At 64.8% G+C, this 17,634-nt stretch carries 18 protein-coding genes; 5 read left to right on the top strand and 13 right to left on the bottom strand.

All coding sequences use genetic code 11. The features are described from left to right. Window positions 1–297: 297 nt before the first annotated feature. The 10 genes from CT676_RS20640 to soxX form a co-directional block, all read right to left on the bottom strand. Window positions 298–1,506 (bottom strand): MFS transporter, encoded by a 1,209-nt coding sequence (locus tag CT676_RS20640; protein ID WP_085403994.1) that lies wholly within the window; start codon window positions 1,504–1,506, stop codon window positions 298–300. A 149-nt stretch (window positions 1,507–1,655) separates the two neighbouring features. Next, window positions 1,656–1,823 (bottom strand): hypothetical protein, encoded by a 168-nt coding sequence (locus CT676_RS20635; protein ID WP_166071036.1) that lies wholly within the window; start codon window positions 1,821–1,823, stop codon window positions 1,656–1,658. 81 nt (window positions 1,824–1,904) lie between these two features. Then, window positions 1,905–2,942 (bottom strand): MBL fold metallo-hydrolase, encoded by a 1,038-nt coding sequence (locus CT676_RS20630; RefSeq protein ID WP_135215223.1) that lies wholly within the window; start codon window positions 2,940–2,942, stop codon window positions 1,905–1,907. A gap of 248 nt (window positions 2,943–3,190) precedes the next feature. Then, window positions 3,191–3,646 carry a hypothetical protein gene (locus tag CT676_RS20625; RefSeq protein ID WP_085403992.1) on the bottom strand — a complete coding sequence of 152 codons (456 nt, stop codon included), beginning with the start codon at window positions 3,644–3,646 and terminating at the stop codon, window positions 3,191–3,193. Continuing rightward, window positions 3,643–5,394: a thiosulfohydrolase SoxB gene (gene soxB / locus CT676_RS20620; RefSeq protein WP_135215222.1), complete on the bottom strand. Its 1,752-nt coding sequence runs from the start codon at window positions 5,392–5,394 to the stop codon at window positions 3,643–3,645. Before soxB ends, CT676_RS20625 begins: the two co-directional genes overlap by 4 nt. Window positions 5,395–5,450: 56 nt before the next feature. After that, entirely contained in the window at window positions 5,451–5,756 is a 306-nt protein-coding gene (locus CT676_RS20615; RefSeq protein WP_085403990.1) for a hypothetical protein, read from the bottom strand. Beyond that, window positions 5,753–6,613, bottom strand: a complete 861-nt coding sequence (gene soxA / locus CT676_RS20610; RefSeq protein ID WP_071909084.1) for a sulfur oxidation c-type cytochrome SoxA — start codon at window positions 6,611–6,613, stop codon at window positions 5,753–5,755. The genes CT676_RS20615 and soxA overlap by 4 nt, the downstream gene beginning before the upstream one ends. Continuing rightward, entirely contained in the window at window positions 6,613–6,924 is a 312-nt protein-coding gene (gene soxZ / locus CT676_RS20605) for a thiosulfate oxidation carrier complex protein SoxZ (RefSeq protein WP_085403989.1), read from the bottom strand. The genes soxA and soxZ overlap by 1 nt, the downstream gene beginning before the upstream one ends. Window positions 6,925–6,934: 10 nt before the next feature. Then, complete coding sequence (gene soxY, locus CT676_RS20600) at window positions 6,935–7,420, bottom strand: thiosulfate oxidation carrier protein SoxY (RefSeq protein WP_063985941.1); 486 nt, start codon at window positions 7,418–7,420, stop codon at window positions 6,935–6,937. Between the two features lie 37 nt (window positions 7,421–7,457). After that, window positions 7,458–7,814 carry a sulfur oxidation c-type cytochrome SoxX gene (gene soxX, locus CT676_RS20595; RefSeq protein WP_085404086.1) on the bottom strand — a complete coding sequence of 119 codons (357 nt, stop codon included), beginning with the start codon at window positions 7,812–7,814 and terminating at the stop codon, window positions 7,458–7,460. Between the two features lie 246 nt (window positions 7,815–8,060). Between soxX and CT676_RS20590 the strand changes: the two genes are divergently transcribed. Next, entirely contained in the window at window positions 8,061–8,735 is a 675-nt protein-coding gene (locus CT676_RS20590) for a DUF938 domain-containing protein (protein ID WP_135215221.1), read from the top strand. 121 nt (window positions 8,736–8,856) lie between these two features. Here the strand turns inward: CT676_RS20590 and CT676_RS20585 are convergent, their stop codons facing one another. Continuing rightward, complete coding sequence (locus CT676_RS20585; protein WP_085403987.1) at window positions 8,857–10,923, bottom strand: prolyl oligopeptidase family serine peptidase; 2,067 nt, start codon at window positions 10,921–10,923, stop codon at window positions 8,857–8,859. A 186-nt stretch (window positions 10,924–11,109) separates the two neighbouring features. Between CT676_RS20585 and CT676_RS20580 the strand changes: the two genes are divergently transcribed. Both CT676_RS20580 and CT676_RS20575 read left to right on the top strand, forming a co-directional pair. Then, window positions 11,110–12,357, top strand: coding sequence for an MFS transporter (locus CT676_RS20580; protein ID WP_038942180.1), 1,248 nt, complete (start codon window positions 11,110–11,112; stop codon window positions 12,355–12,357). 177 nt (window positions 12,358–12,534) lie between these two features. Further along, a complete protein-coding gene (locus tag CT676_RS20575; protein ID WP_085403986.1) occupies window positions 12,535–13,767 on the top strand; it encodes an MFS transporter in 1,233 nt (410 codons plus the stop codon). Window positions 13,768–13,874: 107 nt separating this feature from the next. Here the strand turns inward: CT676_RS20575 and CT676_RS20570 are convergent, their stop codons facing one another. Together CT676_RS20570 and CT676_RS20565 are read right to left on the bottom strand one after the other, a co-directional pair. Continuing rightward, entirely contained in the window at window positions 13,875–14,369 is a 495-nt protein-coding gene (locus CT676_RS20570; protein ID WP_085403985.1) for a VOC family protein, read from the bottom strand. A 90-nt stretch (window positions 14,370–14,459) separates the two neighbouring features. Then, entirely contained in the window at window positions 14,460–15,005 is a 546-nt protein-coding gene (locus CT676_RS20565; protein ID WP_014491220.1) for a carboxymuconolactone decarboxylase family protein, read from the bottom strand. 136 nt (window positions 15,006–15,141) lie between these two features. Here CT676_RS20565 and CT676_RS20560 point away from each other — a divergent pair, with 136 nt between their 5' ends. Both CT676_RS20560 and CT676_RS20555 read left to right on the top strand, forming a co-directional pair. After that, window positions 15,142–16,341, top strand: a complete 1,200-nt coding sequence (locus CT676_RS20560) for an acyl-CoA dehydrogenase family protein (protein ID WP_085403984.1) — start codon at window positions 15,142–15,144, stop codon at window positions 16,339–16,341. A 135-nt stretch (window positions 16,342–16,476) separates the two neighbouring features. Further along, entirely contained in the window at window positions 16,477–17,616 is a 1,140-nt protein-coding gene (locus CT676_RS20555) for an acyl-CoA dehydrogenase family protein (RefSeq protein WP_085403983.1), read from the top strand. Window positions 17,617–17,634 lie beyond the last annotated feature (18 nt).

Here is a 17,634-nt window from a genome sequence, read left to right as displayed (position 1 = left end):
AACGAAGGGGTATGATCACGGTGCCTGTCCCTGTGATGCGAGGTCTGTTGCCGCAGCCTCGTGCAACTGTTCAGGTTGATAGATGGAACGGGCGGGAGACCGGGCCGGATCACGGCGTCAAGCGCCAAGGACCCAACGGCTTCCCGCCCACCCCATCCTGACAGACTTCCAAGACACAGGGACCCATAACCACAGGGAGTAGTGTCGCGAAGACTCGGAGTGACCAGCTTCGCGCGACGATTGCTCCCTGTGGTTATGGGTCCCTGCTTTTAGCAGGGACGACGACTGAATTCTTGGCTATGCCTTGGCTTGCGGCTTCCGCTCCGTGAACGGCGACAGCACCACGGTTGCGACCATGAAGATCACGGACGCCCCGAACACCCAGTGTGGCGCGCTCTGGTCCATGATCCAGCCGAACAGCAGCGGGCTGACGATGCCGCCGAGATTGAAGCCGGTGGAGACGATGCCGAAGGCGCGACCCGCGGCGCCAGGAGGCGCGGCGTTGCGCACTAGCATGTCCCGCGACGGCGCGATCACGCCGGAGAGGAAGCCCGCAGTCGCCATCGTGACGGTCAAAGCCCAGCCCGGCAGTGTCACCAGCGCGATCAGCAGCACGATCAGCGCATTTGCGGCAAAGCAGGCGGCTGCGACATAGCCATGGCGCTCGGTGTAATCAGCGAGGAAGCCGCCGGCGAGCACGCCCACAGCGCTGGAGCCGAGAAACGCCGTCAGCGCGACGTTGGCGGCGGAGTAGGACGCACCGTAGCCGCTCATCAGCGCCACCACGCCGAAATTGTTGATGCCGGCGACCGACAGGCTGAGCAGCATGAACAGCGCGGTGAGCGTGATCAGCGCCGGCGTGATCACGGCCTGCTTCGGCGCATTTTCGTTGCCCGGCTTGGTCTTGTGCGCGCCGGCATCGGGAATGTTCATGACGACCAGCAGCAGGGCCACCAGCACGGCGATCGCGCCCGACGCGATCAGCGCACCCGTGCCGCCGGAGACGGTGACGAGCGCCGCGACGATCGCCGGCGCCACGGCGCCGCCGAGATAGCCGGCAAAGGTGTGGACCGAGAAGGCGCGGCCCATCCGCGCCTCATCCATGTGCTCGGCCAGGATGGCGTAGTCGGCGGGGTGGTAGACGCTGTTGGCGAGACCCAGCAGCACCGCGCAGGCAATCAGCGAGGCATAGCTGAGGTGCAGGCCGAGCAGGATCAGCGCGAAGCCGCCGAGCGCGAGCCCGCCCAGCAGGATTCTGCGCGCGCCAAAATGGTCGACGAGATAGCCTGTCGGCGCCTGCGTCAGGCCGGATACGACCGCAGAGACGGTGAGCGCGAAGCCGAGCTCGATATAGCCGACGCCGAGCTGGCTCTTCAGGAACGGAAACAGCATCGGCAGGACCAGCAGATGGAAATGGCTGACCCAATGCGCGATCGAAATCCCGGTCAGCGTGCGCAGCGCGCTGTCCGCCTTGCCTTGTTGCGGTGCGGCGAGAACGTCGACCATTGCAGTTCCGTTTCACGTCCTAAAGGGGGACGCGCAAACTATCGGGCAGAGCCGTTATTTGTCCATGAACGCGGGCGCATGGCAGGTAGCGCGGGTGGGGCGCCGCGATCTGGGGGAGGGAACGCACCGTTCGTGGGGCAGGCTTCAACTCACAACGGCTCGTCATCCGAACCGTAGCGGTCGCGTTTCGGCGTCGCGATGTCGCCGTCGTCGTAATCGTCGTCGTCGAGCGGAGGCGAGGGCTTCTTCGCCTTGTCGTCCGCTTGCTTGTTATCAGCGACTTTGGGCGGCTTGCGCGGCTTGGCGGTCTTGGCCATGGGTGATCCCGGATGGTGATGCGTCATCCGCTTCTACCCCGAAAATATGTGCGGTTCCTGACTTACCGCAAGAAGGGGGCGTCAGTGCACCACAGGCCCGCCAGCCTTCTTCCAGGCATCGATGCCGCCGGCGATGTGGGCAGTGTTGCTGAGGCCGGCTTCCTTGGCGGCGGCGACAGCCATCGCCGAGCGTTCGCCGAAGGCGCAGAAGAACACGACGCGGCGGCCGGTGGCGGCCGCGACCTCGCGCAGCATGCCGCCGGGCTTCAGACTGTCTTCAACGGACGGATAGGGCGTATGCAGCGCGCCTTCGAGCATGCCGTGCTTCATCCGCTCATTGGTCTCGCGCAGATCGACCAGCAGGATATCGGGACGGCCGAGCGAGCGGATCGCCTCGACGGCGCTGACTGCGCGGCCCTCTTTTTCCAGCTCCTCCTGATGCAGGCCGACATGCATGTTGGCGGGCACCGCGACGTCCATCATCTTCGGATTGGGCAGCTTCAGGTTTGCCATCAGCTCGATATATTCGTCGACCGAACGCACCTGGAGCCGCGGATTGTAGCGCTTCTCCTCGCCGATGGTGGAGACCGTGTCGCCCTTGTAGTCATGCGCCGGGAACACCATCGTCTCGTCCGGCAGCTTGAGCAGGCGGTTGAAGATCGACTCGTATTGCGCGCGCGACGAGCCGTTCTGGAAATCGGTGCGGCCGGTGCCGCGGATCAGAAGCGTGTCGCCGGTGAAGACGCGGTCGACCATCAGATAGGAGTAGGAATCGTCGGTGTGGCCGGGCGTGTACATCACGTCGAGCGACAGGCCCTCGATCGTCACCTTGTCGCCGTCGGCGACCCGCATCGCCACCACGTCGGCCTTGGTCTGGTCGCCCATGACGGTCATGCAATGGGTGCGGTCGCGCAGCTCGCCGAGGCCGGTGACGTGATCGGCATGCAGATGGGTGTCGACGGCTTTCACCAGCTTGAGGTCGAGCTCGCGCAGCAGCTGGCAGTAGCGATCGACCTTCTCAAGCACGGGATCGAGGATCAGCGCCTCGCCGCCGGGGCGGCTGGCGAGGACATAGCTGTAGGTGCCCGAAACGCTGTCGAAGAGCTGGCGAAAGATCATGGCAAGACCCGGCGTGGATTGGTTTCCAGTTCTTACTACGCCACGGGTCAAAAAGAGAAGCAAGTCACTGTGTAGGGAGCAAAACAGGGAATATTATTTTACGTAGCTGTTCCGCGGCGTCATGGCCGGGCTTGTCCCGGCCATCCACGGCTAGCCACGCGGCACGAAGAACGTGGATGCCCGGGACAAGCCCGGGCATGACGACCACTCGTGAATGCCTGCGATTGCCCTCCATATGACGGGAGCGCTTACGGCCGCACCACCGTGTACCCATTCTCCGCCAGGAACAGGATCTGCCCGACGCCCACCTGCACCGGCGTCGCCGCCGGAATGAACTCCGGCCGGTTTCCGGTCTCCCGCTCGATCGTGTCGACCGTGTTGAGGCAGATATCGAAGCGCACGCCCTGTACGATCAGGCTTTCGACCTGCTTGCGGCGTTCGCTGCCGGTGAACAGGAGATCAATGCCGGGGCCGAACGCCACCACCTCGATCGCGACCTTGTCGGGATCGTAGGCCTTCAGGAGATTGTTGGCGACGCTCAGCACCAGCGCATGCTTCTTCGCATCGCCGTCGGAGAGCTGAAGCACGATTTTGTGCTCGGCGAACGGCTTGTCCTGGAGCGGCACCTGCTGTGCCGAGGCCCATGGCGTGGCGAAGGCGAACGTCGCCAGCAGCATCGCGCGACAGATTTGCCACCGCATCATCCCTGTCCTGCAATGCCTGGATTGCCCTCGACGCCCTTCAGCGTCACGCCGGAGCCGAGCCGCTCCTGAAACATCCGGCCCGAGCGCAGATATTTGGCGACGACATCCCACACCGGTGCGCCCTGCTGGCCGTTGACCGAGGCCCAGCCCGCGACCTTGTAGCGGTGGCTCGCGCTGAGCGCCTTGCCGCCATTGAGCTTCAGCTCGGAGATGCGGCTGCCGACCGCATCGGTCGGCGTGCAGGTGTAGCTGAGCCCGCCGGCGCGCACCATGTCGCCGCCCTGCTGGTAATAGGGGTCGGGGTTGAAGAGGTTGTCGCAGATGTCTTCCAGCACCTCCTTGATCTGGGCGCCGGTCATCTCCTGCACATAGGTCTCGGGATAGGTGATCGCGGTTTCCGCGAGCACATCCTCCATGGTCAGCGGCTGGCCGGACAGTGCGGTGACGCCCCAGCGGAAGCCCGGCGACAGCGCGATCTCGGCATCGAGCTCGCTGCGTAGCGCGGTGCAGATCAGCTCGTCGACGGGGCCGGCGAAATTGTCGCGGCGATACAGCAGGCGGTCGGGCGTTGCGATCTTCTCCGACCAGTCGGTCACATGCGGCGCGCGCACCCGGCCGATCAGCTCGGCCATGCCAGGGTCGGGCTTCAGCAGCTCGGAATAGACCGGCAGCAGATGGTACCTGACATCGCCGACCTTGCCCTTGTCGAGCGCGAGATCGAGGACGCCCAGAAATTTTCCGTTGGAGCCGGCATTGGTGACGAGCGTCGTGCCGCTGGCGTTCTTCACTGCGATTGGCTGCGGGATTGCATCATGGGTATGGCCGCCGAGGATGACGTCGATGCCGGTGACGCGGCTCGCGAGCTTGAGATCGACGTCCATGCCGTTGTGCGACAGCAGGACGACTGCATCGACCTTCTCGGTGCCGCGCAAGGCATCGACATGCTTCTGCAACTCCTCCTCGCGGATGCCAAAAGTCCAGTCCGGCGTGAACCGCTTGGGATGCGCGATCGGCACATAGGGGAAGGCCTGGCCGATGATCGCAACGCGATGGCCGCCGAGCTCCTTGATCATCGAAGGCTTGAACACGCGCCCGCTCGCCTTGTCGAAAGCGGGGGCGTCGTTGAACGCGGCCTCCTCGGTCAGGAAGACGTTCTGCGCCAGAAACTCGCCCTTGAAGCGCTCGAGATTGTCGCGCAGCGCCTGCTCGCCATAGGTGAATTCCCAGTGCCCGGTCATCGCCTCGATGCCGAGCAGATTGGCGACCTCGACCATGTCGCGGCCCTGCATGATGTTGGCAAGCCCGGTGCCCTGCCAGAGGTCGCCGCCGTCGACGAGCACGGAGTGCTTTTCGCCGGCATCGCCGCGCAAGCGATCGATCAGTGTCTTCAGATGCGCGAAGCCGCCGAGCTTGCCGAAGCGGCCCGCGGACTTCTCGAACTCGAAACAGCTGAAGGCATAGGCATCGGCGCTGTCGGAGCGGATGCCGAACCGCTCGAGGAAAGCGCGGCCAACCATATGCGGCGGCCGTCCCGCCATCTCGCCGATGCCGATATTTACGCTGGGCTCGCGGACATAGACCGGGTTGAGCTGCGCATGCGTGTCGGTGGTGTGCAGGATGCGCGCATTGCCGAACCGCTCGAGGTCGTAAATGCTCGCGGTCTCGGCGCCGCGCGCGAGCCGCGGCAGGCTGAGCGATGTGGCGACAGCAGCGGTGCTCTTCAGGAAATCGCGGCGGCGGATGGCCATCCAGAAATTCTCCGCGCCTCTCAACGGCAATTCGACGGTTCCACGAGATTTTTAGTCTAGCGGATTTCCATCGCCTTCCACGCCTCTTTTTCTGACGTCGCCTGGAAGATCGAGGCCTTCGCCAGCGCCTCGGCCTCCTTCGAAGCGGCAACCGCGCGGTCGAAATCGCCGCCGTCGGCCGCCTTCTTGGCTGCCGCCAGCGCAGATACGGTCACGGTCCACTGGTTGCGCATGCCGGCTGCCTCCTTGGAGGCGGCCTCCGCAGCGGCATAGGCCGCCTTGTAGTCCGCCTCGTTTGCCGCGCGCGCTGCTGGCGCGAGGCTCAATGCGAGCACCATGGCGAGAGGAAGTGACAGCTTCATGGCCGCGCTCCCGGCCCTGAAATCGGTAGGCCGTTGGCGACGTAGGACAGGAAATATTCGACGTCGCGATATTCATCGGCCTGCGGCTCCAGCGGAACCGCGCGGGTCTGGCTGTTGCAGGTGACGAAGCGGCGGCTGGTGGTGCCCATGCCGCTCCATTCGGAGCGGTAGATCGGCATCGCGTTCAGAATGCCGAGTGCCGGCGCCAGGATCTCGGCGCGAATGCGCTCGCCCGGGCTCTGCACATGGCAGCTCGCGCAGGAGAAATTCATCTGGCCGCGGCGCGTGTAGAAGTAGCGCTTGCCGTTCTCGTACGCGGCGAGCGCACGGGGATCATCGGGAATCTTGATGTCCATCGGCTTGCCGCGCGAGGTGAACGCCATGTAGGCGGTGAGCGAAGCCATCTCGTCCTTGACGTAGGAGTAGGGCGCCTCGCCATTGGCCTCACGGCAGCGGTTGAGCGCGAGCTCCAGCGTGACGACCTTGCCTTCCCCAGTGTCGAAGTAAGGATAGTTCTGGCGGATGCCGATGCCGCCGTTCGGGAAGCAGTCGGCATAGGTCTTGCCGTTCTTGAACGGGGTCGCGAACATCTCCTTGCCGGCGTCGAGCGCGAACTCGTAGGGCGGGAATTCCTCCTTCTCCTGCCACTGCCGCTTCATGTCCTCGTTCATCGAATAGGGACCGTTGACGAAATCCTCGTGCTTCACGGTCGGAAACTTCTGGAAGAAGAAGTTCTGGAACGCTTTCGCATCGGCAACGGGATCGACCTTGTCGGCCGCGATGACGCGCGGAGAGGTAAGGGCGAACGCGACCAGCGTGGCGCTCAACGAACCAAGGAGAAAGAAGCGGGCATTCATCACGAAATCTTCGCGGTGGTCGTGTCCGAACCGCCCTTGTTGTCGGTCCAGGAGACCTTGAGGTCGTCGCCCTTCTTGGCGCCTTTGAAGCTGAACTTGACGTAGGGGTCCTTCGAGACCGCGGTGCCCCACTCGGCGACGAAGACGTCCTTGCCGTTACATTCGAACTTCAGTCGCTGGATGAAGTGCGCCGGAATCACCTCGCCCTTGGCGTCCTTGACCAGGCCGGTGTCCATGGGGTGCTGGATCAGCACCTGCACCTCGGTGATGTCGCCGTTGGCCGTGGCGCGGACGCGAATGCTGGATGCCATCTAACTTCTCCTAACCGCCGCAGCCGCCGACCGTGACTTTGACTTCCTTGGTCGCGCTGTAGAGCTTGCCGTCGGCTTCCACGATCGCGGTCACGTTGGTGGTCTTCGCCATCTTCAGGCGGTTGGCGACAGCAGGGATCGTGCCATCGGGAATCTTGTAGCTCGCCGCGAGCGCGCTCGGATTCTCGGCCACGAAGAACGAGATCGAGGTGACCTTGTCGAGCGTCGTCGTCACCGAGATCGGCACCACGCCGCCGTTCTCGGCGATCTCGGGCGCATCGAGCTTGACCTTGTCGGACGGCTCGGCGGTCTTGCCGTAGAGCGCCTTGATCGCGTCCGCCTCGCTCTTCTGCTTGAACGCTTCTTCCGGATATTTGTCGTTGGCCGCTGCACGCGCGGGCGCGAACGGCAGGTTGCCGAGGCCGAGCAGCGCGACGCCGGCTGCGCCCTGAAGGATCAGGCGCCGCGTCGGATGAGGGCCGGTGGTGATGGTCATCTCAAATCTCCTGGACATTCTCTTGGCGTGCCGGCGGTCACAGGGTCTGGAGGAAATCAACGATCGCGTTGATCTCCTGCTCGGTCAAAATCCGGTTCCGGCCGAACGGCGGCATCATGGTCTGCGGATTGCGCTTGGTCTCGTCGAAGATGATCGCGACCAGCTCGTTGCGATCAGGGTATTTTGACTTGATGTCCTTGAGCTCCGGTCCGATCGTGCCCGGCAGGTCGCCGCCCTTGATGACGTGGCAGGTCAGGCAATTGCCCTTGCCGCGGTCGAAGGCGAGCTTCTGGCCGTCAGCCACGGCGGATTGCGCCCGCGCGGGGCCTGCGGCAAGGCCGGCGGCGATCGCCAGCAGGACGTAAAGGACGGGCGTCCGTGGAAAGGCGGTCAAGGCGTCATTCCGAGGCGTTATGTCGATGATCTCGTTCGCGGAAATATAGTGTTCCAAAGCACAAAGGGCATCGGCTGACAATCAAGACTATGCGCGCGGCAAAATGGAGTTAATATCTTCCGCATTGCAACTAAAGAGCTTATTTGTCCGGCGGATTCGGGCCAGGAGCGCTGGCCGGCTGTTTTCGGGGCGTTTGGGCGCCCATCGTGTTTTTTTCCCGTTCTCGTTTTTTCAAGGGGACCTCAATTGGCTGAATATGTCGTCGAATTTGGCAGGGACGGCGGACGGGTGGAGTCGGATGGGCGGCTCGATGCACCGGCATTTCATCGCAATCACGAGCCGCTCTGGGCGGCGCTGGAAAAGCATCTCGCAGGCCTGACCGGCAACGTGGTCGAGCTCGGCAGCGGAACCGGCCAGCACGTCGTCCATTTCGCGCAGCACACGCCCGGCCTGATCTGGTGGCCGAGCGACCTCAACCAGCGCCACCTCAAGAGCATCGAGGCTTGGCGCGTTCATTCGGGCCTGCAAAACATCCGCTCGCCCCTGCGGATCGATCTCACCGACCCTGACTGGTGCCCGGAGATGCGAAGCGGGCAGGGCCCGACGAGTCTTGCCGCATTGTTCTGTGCCAACGTCATCCACATCGTACCGTGGAGCGTGGCCGAGGGCCTGTTCGCCGGCGCCGGCCGTTACTTGCGGGCCGACGGCAAGCTGTTCCTCTACGGCCCGTTCAAGCGCGACGGCAAGCACACCGCGCTCAGCAATGCCGTGTTCGACACCTCCTTGCGCGAAGGCAATCCCGAATGGGGCGTGCGTGATATCAGCGACGTCGAGACGCTCGCCCGCGGAGCCAGCCTTCGCCTCGTCGACACGATCGAGATGCCGGCGAACAATCTGACGCTGGTGTTTTCGCGGAGCTAATTCGGGTCGTCGTCATGCCCGGGCCTGTCCCGGGTATCCACGTTCTTCGAGTGGCAAGGCAAGGCGTGGATGGCCGGGTCAAGCCCGGCCATGACGATGTGGAGGCGTCAGCGTCCAAGCGCTAGCCTTCATCCTTCCACCCGATCCTGTCCTTCAAGAACCGGAAGCCGATCACCTCGAAGCCGGCGCGCTCCTTGTTGTCCTTGCCGTAGCCGTGGCCGCCGGCTTCCGGTTCGTAGAACCAGGCCTCGTAGCCCATCGCCTGCAGCTTTGCGGCCATCTTGCGCGCGTGGCCGGGATGAACGCGGTCGTCGCGCCGTGTCGTGGCGATCAGGATCGACGGATAGGACTGGCCGGCCTTCACGTTGTGATAGGCCGAGTAGGTCTTCAGCCACTCCCACTCTTCAGGTTTGTCAGGGTCGCCATATTCCGCGATCCAGCTTGCGCCCGCGAGCAGTTTTGTGTAGCGGCGCATGTCGATCAGCGGGATGGTGCAGAACAGCGCGCCGAAGCGCTCGGGGTAGCGCACCAGCATGTTGGTGATGAGGATGCCGCCGTTCGACCCGCCTTGCGCCGCGATCCGCTTTGGCTTGGTCACGCCGCGTCGCACGAGATCGGCCGCAACGGCCGCGAAATCGTCGTGCGAGAGTTTCTTGCCGGCGAGCCGGCCGGCATCGTGCCAGCGGGTGCCGAACTCGCCGCCGCCGCGCAAATTCGCCTGCACGATGGTGCCGCCGCGCTCGAGCCACAGCTTGCCGAGCGAGGGGTTGTAGTACGGCTTCACCGCATGGGCGAAGCCGCCATAGGCGCTCATATAGACCGGCGCATCGCCGGTCTCGCCGGCGGGACCCGTCTGCACATAGGGAATGCGCTCGCCGTCGACCGAGATCGCCTCGTGCTGTGTGACCACGAGGCCGTCGGCGGTGAACGTCTTCGGCGCCTGCTTCAGCACGGTCGGGCTTGCGACGCCGCGCTCCAGCAACAGCAGTGACGGCGGCGTGAGCGGATCCTGCACATTGGCGAGCAGGTCGCCATTGCTCTCCGACGGATGGCGATCGAGCGGCCAGATGTCGACGACGCCAATCTCGGGGAGGCCGGGAAGCGTCTCGCGGCTCCAGCCCGCGGCTGACGGCGTGCAGATCTCGAAGCGCGGCCTGAGCTCGTCGAGGATCGACAGCACCAGCTTGCCGCCCGCCCAGAACAAGCCTTGCAGAGCGCGCCGCGGCGCGGGCTCGAACAGGACCGCGAAATCGCGGTGGCCTGCGAGGAACGCGGAGAGCGAGATGCCGAGCACGGTGTCGGTGGGATAGGTCCGCCCCTCGACCTGCCAGTCCTTGCGCAGCTTCATCGCGAACCAGTCGCCATGCGCCTGCATCCAGATGCCGGTCGGCAGATCGAGCTTCGTCGTCGTGCCGGCCGCATCGCGCAGCCAGATGGCGTGATTGAAGAAGTCGATCTGGTCGACGATCCAGACCCGTGGCGCCGGTCCCGTGTCGTCGGCCATGCCTGACATCGCCATGTGATCAGCCGTGGTCTCGAGGATCGTTTGCGCCTGATCGACAGGCTGGCCGCGCCGCCACACGCGAACGGTCCGCGAATATCCGGAAGTCGTCGCCATGCCCTCGCCATGGGCGCTCGACAGCAGCAGCGTATCGGCATCGATCCAGTCCACGCCGCCCTTGGCCTCCGGCAGCGTAAATCCGTCCGCAACGAAGCTCTTCGTGTCGAGGTCGAATTCCCGCAAGGTGACGGCGTCGCTGCCGCCGCGCGACAGGCTCAGAATCGCCCGCGAGTGTCCCGGCATCGTGGCGATCCCGCTCAGCAGCCAGTCCTCGCCTTCGCTCGCCGCGAGCTGGTCGATGTCCAGCATGATCTCCCACGCCGGATGCGGTTTGCGAAATTCCGCCAGCGTGGTTTGCCGCCACAGGCCGCGCGGGTTGGCGGCATCCTTCCAGAGATTGTGAAGATCATCTCCGCGCCGGCTGACATAGGGGATGTTGTCGGGACGATCGTAGATCGCCGCGAGGACATCGCGGTCGCGCTCGAAGGCCGCGCCCCCGAACGCGGCGAGCGTCAGTTGATTCTGCCGCGCGACGAAATCGAGCGCCTGCTTGCCTTCGATCTCCTCCAGCCAGAGCCAGGGATCGTCGTCGGGAGCGCTGAGCGTGGGCCGGTCGTCGACGGACATGAACGATACTCCTGCAGGTCGCGGCGGATAGGATTTGATCGAGCGCAAGCCGTCAATAGCGCGGGCCGGTATCATCCGCCCGATTGCGTCAGAGGCATGGCCTGCGCCCGTTTGCGCCGGTTGCCCGCCCTCCCACGCCCCTCCATAGTGCCGGGAATCAACAAGTCCTCTCGGGCGGAAATGCCGATGTTAGACGTGACTACAGCCCACGAAATCGCTGCCGACGCCCGCGTGCGTGCCAATGTGGTGCGCCTTGCGGCGGCGCAGGCGCTGACCGGCGCCAACTCGGCCGTGATCTTCGCCACCGGCTCGATCGTCGGCGCGACGCTCGCGCCCGACATGTCGTTCGCGACGGTGCCGATCTCGATGTATGTGCTGGGGCTCGCCGCCGGCACGCTGCCGACCGGTGCGATCTCGCGCCGCTTCGGCCGCCGCGCGGCCTTTATCGTCGGCACGGGTCTGGGCACGCTCACCGGCCTGTGCGGCTCGTTCGCGATTTTGCATGCGTCGTTCGCGCTGTTTTGCGTCGCGACCTTCCTCGGCGGCCTCTACGGCGCGGTGGCGCAATCCTATCGCTTCGCCGCCGCCGACGGCGCGAGCGCGGCCTACCGGCCGAAAGCTGTGTCCTGGGTGATGGCGGGCGGCGTGTTCGCCGGCGTGCTCGGTCCGCAGCTCGTGCAATGGACCATGGACGTCTGGTCGCCCTATCTGTTCGCCTTCAGCTTCCTGGTGCAGGCTGCGGTCGCGCTGGTCGCGATGGGCATCGTCGCCGGCGTCGACATGCCGAAGCCGGCACCGGCAGATCTGCACGGCGGCCGGCCGCTGCTCGACATCGTGACCCAGCCGCGCTTCATCGCGGCCGCGCTGTGCGGCGTCATCTCCTATCCCATGATGAATTTGGTGATGACCTCGGCGCCGCTCGCCATGAAGATGTGCGGCCTCAGTGTCAGCGATTCCAATTTCGGCATTCAATGGCACATCGTTGCCATGTACGGGCCGAGTTTCTTCACCGGCGCGCTCATTGCGCGTTTCGGCGCGCCCAAGATCGTCGCCGCCGGCCTGCTGCTGGAGGCCGTGGCCGCCGGCATCGGTCTCTCCGGCCTCACCGCGATGCATTTCTGGGCCACGCTGATCGTGCTCGGTGTCGGCTGGAATTTCTCCTTCATCGGCGCCTCCGCGCTGGTGCTGGAGACGCACCGTCCGCAGGAGCGCAACAAGGTGCAGGCCTTCAACGATTTCCTGGTGTTCGGCATGATGGCGATCGGCTCGTTCTCCTCCGGCCAGCTGCTGGCGAATTACGGCTGGTCGGCGGTGAACATGGTGGTGTTCCCGCCGGTGGTGCTCGGCCTTGCCGTGCTCTCGCTGGCGTCCTGGGCCCGCCGCCGCAAGGCGCGGCTGGACGCGGCGATGGGCGAATTCCCGGATGCGATCTGAGTTGGCAGGAGACTGTCAGCAGCGTTGATATTTCGATCCAGGTCGAAGTGATTTTCGGGTGAAGGGCTATTTAGATGTCGTCATGGCCGGGCTTGTCCCGGCCATCCACGTCTTTGCTACGTCGAAGGAAGAACGTGGATGCCCGGGACAGGCCCGGGCATGACGGAGTAAGCGCCAATGCTCGATAACCCTCAACAGCCCAGGATCGACGAATCCGCGCTCCGCTACGAAGGCTGGCGCATCGTCGCGGTCTGCTTCCTGCTCGCGACCTTCGGCTGGGGGCTCGGTTTCTACGGCCAGAGCGTCTATGTCGCCGAGCTCCAGCGCGCGCGGGGCTGGCCGGCCTCGCTGATCTCCTCGGGCACGACGTTCTTCTATCTGTTCGGCGCGCTGCTCGTCGTCTTCGTTGGCGAGGCCGTCAGAAAATATGGCCCGCGGCTCTGCCTGATCGCCGGCACGCTGGCGATGGCGGCGGCCGCGGTCGCGATCGGCGCGGTGCGCGAGCCCTGGCAGCTCTATCTCGCCGACGCCGTGCTCGCCCTCGGCTGGGCCGGCACCAGTCTCGCCATGATCACCAACACGATCAGCCTGTGGTTCGACCAGAAGCGCGGCATGGCGATCAGCCTGGCGCTGAACGGCGCCAGTTTCGGCGGCATCGTCGGCGTGCCGCTGCTGGTGACCCTGATCGGCCACATCGGCTTCGCCAGCGCGATGTACGCCGCCGCCGGCGCCATGCTGGTATTGCTGCTGCCGGTGATCCTCCTTCTCGTCGGCCGGCCGCCCGATCTTCACGGCTGGTACGCGACGGCGAAGGCCAGGCCGCAATCGTCGACGGAGATCCGCGCATGGGCGTTGCGCGACGTCGGCTTTCTCACGGTGACGATTGCGTTCGCGCTGGTGCTGTTCGCGCAGGTCGGCTTCATCGTGCACCTGATCTCGTTCCTCGATCCCGTGATCGGCCGCGAGCGCGCGGCGGTGGCGGTCGCGGTGCTGACCGCGATGGCAGTGATCGGCCGCGTGCTGTTCTCGATGGTGATCGACCGCCTCAACCAGCGGCTTGCCTCGGCGCTGTCGTTCCTCAGCCAGGCGGCGGCGCTTTGCGTCGTCATCAATTTGCACAACGACTATGCGCTGATCGCGGCTTGCGCGGTGTTCGGCTTCTCGGTCGGCAATCTCATCACGCTGCCGTCGCTGATCGTGCAGCAGGAATTCGACTCCGCCTCGTTCGGCGTGCTGATCAGCCTGAATACGGCGATCAACCAGGTGACCTATGCGTTCGGCCCGGGCGTCGTCGGCTTCCTGCGAGATCTCTCGGGCGGCTATACGCTGCCGTTCTATCTCTGTATCGCGCTGGAGGTGGCGGCCGCGGCGCTGATCATGGTGCGGGGGAAGCCAAAAGCGAAGCTCTAGTAGGGTGGGCAAAGGCGCGAAGCGCCGTGCCCACCATCGACCTCTCAACGTGCCTCGCGAGAGGTGGTGGGCACGCTACGCTTTGCCCACCCTACGAGACTACGGCATCACCCCTCCCGCTGCTTCAGCAACGCCTCGACATCCAGCCGCTTCGTGATCATCGCCAGCTTGCCATCCGGCCCGAGCGGCCATTGCTCTTTCGGCTTGTCCCAATACAGCTCCACGCCGTTCTCGTCGGGATCGCGCAGATACAGCGCCTCGCTGACGCCGTGATCGCTGGCGCCGTCGAGCGCAATGCCGGCCGACAGCACACGATGGAGCGCATCCGCCAGCGCCGGCCGCGTCGGATAGAGGATCGCGGTGTGGAAGAGGCCCGTCGTGCCCGGCGGCGGCGGCGAGCCGCCCTTGCTCTCCCAGGTGTTGAGCCCGATGTGGTGATGATAGCCGCCGGCCGAGATGAAGGCCGCGCCCGAGCCCATGCGCTGCATCAGCTCGAAGCCGAGCACGCCGCAATAGAAGCCGAGCGCACGATCGAGATCGGCGACCTTGAGATGAACGTGGCCGATCCTTGTGCCGGCATGGACGGCTGGGCTTTGCGACATGGTGCTGCTCCGTTGACCAACTCCAGATAAGGCCGGCTCCGGGACAGCGCTACCTGCCTATCCCGAAACCCATCGTTTCCGGATGCGAAACTATGAGAGCTCCGGCACCTCGCCCTCCGGCAGCTCGAACTCGAACGTGTTCAATGTCATGGATACCATTGTGTAATAGCCGCACAGCCCGATCACCTCGACCACGCCGCGCTCGCTGAGGACCTTCACCGCCGCATCGTAAAGCCCCTTCTCGACGCCATGGCCTTCATGCAGCGACTTCGCGACGTCGTAGATCATCTGGCCCTTGGGATCGTCGAAGACAGGCGTGCGGCGATCGCGGATCGCGTCGATGATCTCAGGATCCATGCCGCCCTGGAGCGCCAGGCGCTTATGCGCATACCATTCGTAATGCGCAGTCCAGTGCCGCGCCGTCACCAGGATCGCGATCTCCGAAAGCTTGGCAGGGAATATCGTGTCGTAGCGCAGGACTTCGCCGAGCCGCGTGGCGTGACGGGCCATGTCGGGGCTGTTGAGCCAGGCCATCATCGGCGCCGGCGGCTTGCCGCGCTTGCCGGCAATCGACTCGTCATAGGTCTGCCGCTGGCTCTCGTTCATCTCGCCAGGCGAAAGTAGTTTCAGGCGCATTGTTATTTCCTCTTTGTTTTCAAGCTCGCCGTGGCGGCGACTATAGCCGAATGCAGCGCCACGGAAGTGGTTGAATTCCACGGTGCGATGGCTCAGAGTCGCGCCCAACAAGTCTTTTTGATTGATGGAAACGACCATGAGTGAATCTGAACCCGCCGATCTTGAGAAATTCCGCGAGCAAACGCGCGCCTGGCTGGAAGCCAACTGCCCGCCGGAGATGCGCAAGCCGGTGACCTCGGACAGCGACGTGTTCTGGGGCGGACGCAATACGAAATTCGCGTCCGAGCCGCAGCGCCTCTGGTTCGAGCGCATGCGCGACAAGGGCTGGACCGTGCCGGACTGGCCTAGGGAATATGGCGGCGGTGGCCTGAGCGCTGCCGAGCACAAGGTGCTGCGCGCCGAGATGGCCAGGATGGGCGCGCGTCCGCCGCTGTCGAGCTTCGGCATCTGGATGCTGGGGCCGGCGCTGCTCAAATACGGCAACGAGGCGCAGAAGAAGGAGCACCTGCCTGACATCGCGGCGGGCCTGATCCGCTGGTGCCAGGGCTATTCTGAGCCGAACGCCGGCTCCGATCTCGCCTCGCTCCAGACCCGCGCCGAAAGTGACGGCGACGATTTCGTCATCACGGGGTCGAAGATCTGGACGTCTTACGCCAACTACGCCGACTGGATCTTCTGCCTCGTCCGCACCGATCCCGCGGCGAAGAAGCACGACGGCATCAGCTTCATCCTGTTCGACATGGCCTCGAAGGGCGTGACGACCAAGCCGATCCTTTTGATCTCGGGCTATTCGCCGTTCTGCGAAACCTTCTTCGACGGTGTCCGCGTTCCGAAGTCGCAATTGGTCGGCACCGTCAACCGCGGTTGGGACGTCGCAAAATATCTGCTGCAGCATGAGCGCGCGATGATATCAGGCATGGGCGAGCGCGGCGTCGGCCGGCCGCTCGGGCAGATCGCGGCGGATTCCGTCGGCACCGATGCACAAGGCAAGCTCGACGATTCCATGCTGCGCGGCCGGATCGCGAGCTTCGACGTCGACGAGGCAGCGCTCGCCGCTTGCGCCGAACGCGCCGTCGATCTCGCCAAGGCCGGCCAGGCGCATCCGGCGTTCTCGTCCGCGATGAAATATTACGGCACCGAGCTCAACAAGCGCCGTCACGAGATACTGATGTCGGCCGGTGGCGTCAACGCGCTGGAATGGGAGAGCGAGCGCTCCAGGCAGGGTGCCCGCCCGCGCGCCTGGCTGCGCACCAAGGCCAACTCGATCGAGGGCGGCACGACGGAGGTGATGCTCGGCATCGTCGCCAAGCGCATCCTCGATCTGCCGGGGGCGTGAGGCTTTCTGTCATTCCGGGGCGCGACGAAGTCGCGAACCCGGAATCCATTCTGCCGCCTGATGGATTCCGGGCCTGCGCCTGCGGCGCATCCCGGAATGACGACGACAAATAGATTTCGAATCGGAAACACGCACATGGCCCTCGTCCTCACAGAAGAACAATCGATGCTCCGCGATAGCGCGCGCGGGCTGATCAGCGACAAGGCGCCGGTGTCGCACCTGCGATCCCTGCGCGACGCCAAGGATCCCACCGGCTTCTCCAAGGAGCTGTGGCATTCCTTCGCCGAGATGGGCCTTGCCGGCCTCCTGGTGCCGGAAGAGTTCGGCGGCAGCGGCCTCGGCTTCATGGAAGCCGGTGTGGTGATGGAGGAGATCGGTCGCACCTTGATGCCGTCGCCGTTCCTCGCCACCAGCGTGGTCGCAGCCTCGGCGCTGAATCGCGGCGGCAATGCCGCGCAGAAGTCGGAATTTTTGCCGAAAATTTCCAACGGCTCGCTGCTCGCGACGCTCGCGATCGACGAAGGCGCCAAGCATCGCCCGCTTCAGACCAGCCTCCAGGCGGTGCGCGCCGGCAACGGCTTCAAGCTCTCCGGCGCCAAGGCGCTGGTCGTCGACGGCCACGTCGCGGACCTCTTCATCGTCGCGGCGCGCACCGCTGGCGCCGCCGGCGAGCGTGAAGGGCTGACGCTGTTCCTGGTCAATCCCAAGGCCAAGGGCGTTGCGATCGAGCGCACCATCATGGTCGATGCGCACAACGCGGCACGGATCGAGCTTGCCAATGTCGAGGTCAACGCCGATAGCGTGCTCGGCGAGGTCGATCAGGGTGCAGCGCTGCTCGACGGCGTGCTCGACATCGGCCGCGGCGCGGTCGCCGCCGAAATGGTGGGCTTGAGCGAAGAAGTCTTCAACCGCACCGTCGAGTACCTCAAGAACAGAAAGCAGTTCGGCAAGCTGATCGGCGAATTCCAGGCACTCCAACACCGTGCCGCCGAGCTCTATGTCGACATCGAGATCACCCGCGCCGCCACGATGAAGGCGCTCCAGGCGCTCGATGCCGACGTCGCCAAGGCCGCATCAAGCGTCGCCGTGGCCAAGGCCCGCGCCGGCACCACCGCCACCCGCGCGGTGCAGGAAGGCGTGCAGATGCATGGCGGCATGGGCATGACCGACCAGTTCGACATCGGCTTCTTCATGAAGCGCGCGCGCGTGTGCGAGGAGCTGTTCGGCGACGCGAACTACCACACCGAGCAGCTGGCAAGGGCGCGGGGGTATTGAGGCGAGTGGATGTGAGGC

The sequence above is a fragment of the Bradyrhizobium sp. MOS001 genome, assembly GCF_004634465.1.
Taxonomy (GTDB): Bacteria; Pseudomonadota; Alphaproteobacteria; order Rhizobiales; family Xanthobacteraceae; genus Bradyrhizobium; species Bradyrhizobium barranii.
This window is presented reverse-complemented; position numbering and strand designations above follow the sequence as displayed.

Excerpts from the sequence above, each read along its gene's own strand:
- CT676_RS20555 (WP_085403983.1), top strand. The coding sequence starts at position 16,477 with ATGGCCCTCGTCCTCACAGAAGAACAATCGATGCTCCGCGATAGCGCG.
- CT676_RS20635 (WP_166071036.1), bottom strand. The coding sequence starts at position 1,823 with ATGGCCAAGACCGCCAAGCCGCGCAAGCCGCCCAAAGTCGCTGATAAC.
- CT676_RS20625 (WP_085403992.1), bottom strand. The coding sequence starts at position 3,646 with ATGATGCGGTGGCAAATCTGTCGCGCGATGCTGCTGGCGACGTTCGCC.
- CT676_RS20585 (WP_085403987.1), bottom strand. The coding sequence starts at position 10,923 with ATGTCCGTCGACGACCGGCCCACGCTCAGCGCTCCCGACGACGATCCC.
- CT676_RS20565 (WP_014491220.1), bottom strand. The coding sequence starts at position 15,005 with ATGCGCCTGAAACTACTTTCGCCTGGCGAGATGAACGAGAGCCAGCGG.
- CT676_RS20640 (WP_085403994.1), bottom strand. The coding sequence starts at position 1,506 with ATGGTCGACGTTCTCGCCGCACCGCAACAAGGCAAGGCGGACAGCGCG.
- soxY (WP_063985941.1), bottom strand. The coding sequence starts at position 7,420 with ATGACCATCACCACCGGCCCTCATCCGACGCGGCGCCTGATCCTTCAG.
- CT676_RS20570 (WP_085403985.1), bottom strand. The coding sequence starts at position 14,369 with ATGTCGCAAAGCCCAGCCGTCCATGCCGGCACAAGGATCGGCCACGTT.
- soxZ (WP_085403989.1), bottom strand. The coding sequence starts at position 6,924 with ATGGCATCCAGCATTCGCGTCCGCGCCACGGCCAACGGCGACATCACC.
- soxA (WP_071909084.1), bottom strand. The coding sequence starts at position 6,613 with ATGAATGCCCGCTTCTTTCTCCTTGGTTCGTTGAGCGCCACGCTGGTC.
- CT676_RS20615 (WP_085403990.1), bottom strand. The coding sequence starts at position 5,756 with ATGAAGCTGTCACTTCCTCTCGCCATGGTGCTCGCATTGAGCCTCGCG.
- CT676_RS20575 (WP_085403986.1), top strand. The coding sequence starts at position 12,535 with ATGCTCGATAACCCTCAACAGCCCAGGATCGACGAATCCGCGCTCCGC.
- soxB (WP_135215222.1), bottom strand. The coding sequence starts at position 5,394 with ATGGCCATCCGCCGCCGCGATTTCCTGAAGAGCACCGCTGCTGTCGCC.
- CT676_RS20630 (WP_135215223.1), bottom strand. The coding sequence starts at position 2,942 with ATGATCTTTCGCCAGCTCTTCGACAGCGTTTCGGGCACCTACAGCTAT.
- CT676_RS20580 (WP_038942180.1), top strand. The coding sequence starts at position 11,110 with ATGTTAGACGTGACTACAGCCCACGAAATCGCTGCCGACGCCCGCGTG.
- CT676_RS20560 (WP_085403984.1), top strand. The coding sequence starts at position 15,142 with ATGAGTGAATCTGAACCCGCCGATCTTGAGAAATTCCGCGAGCAAACG.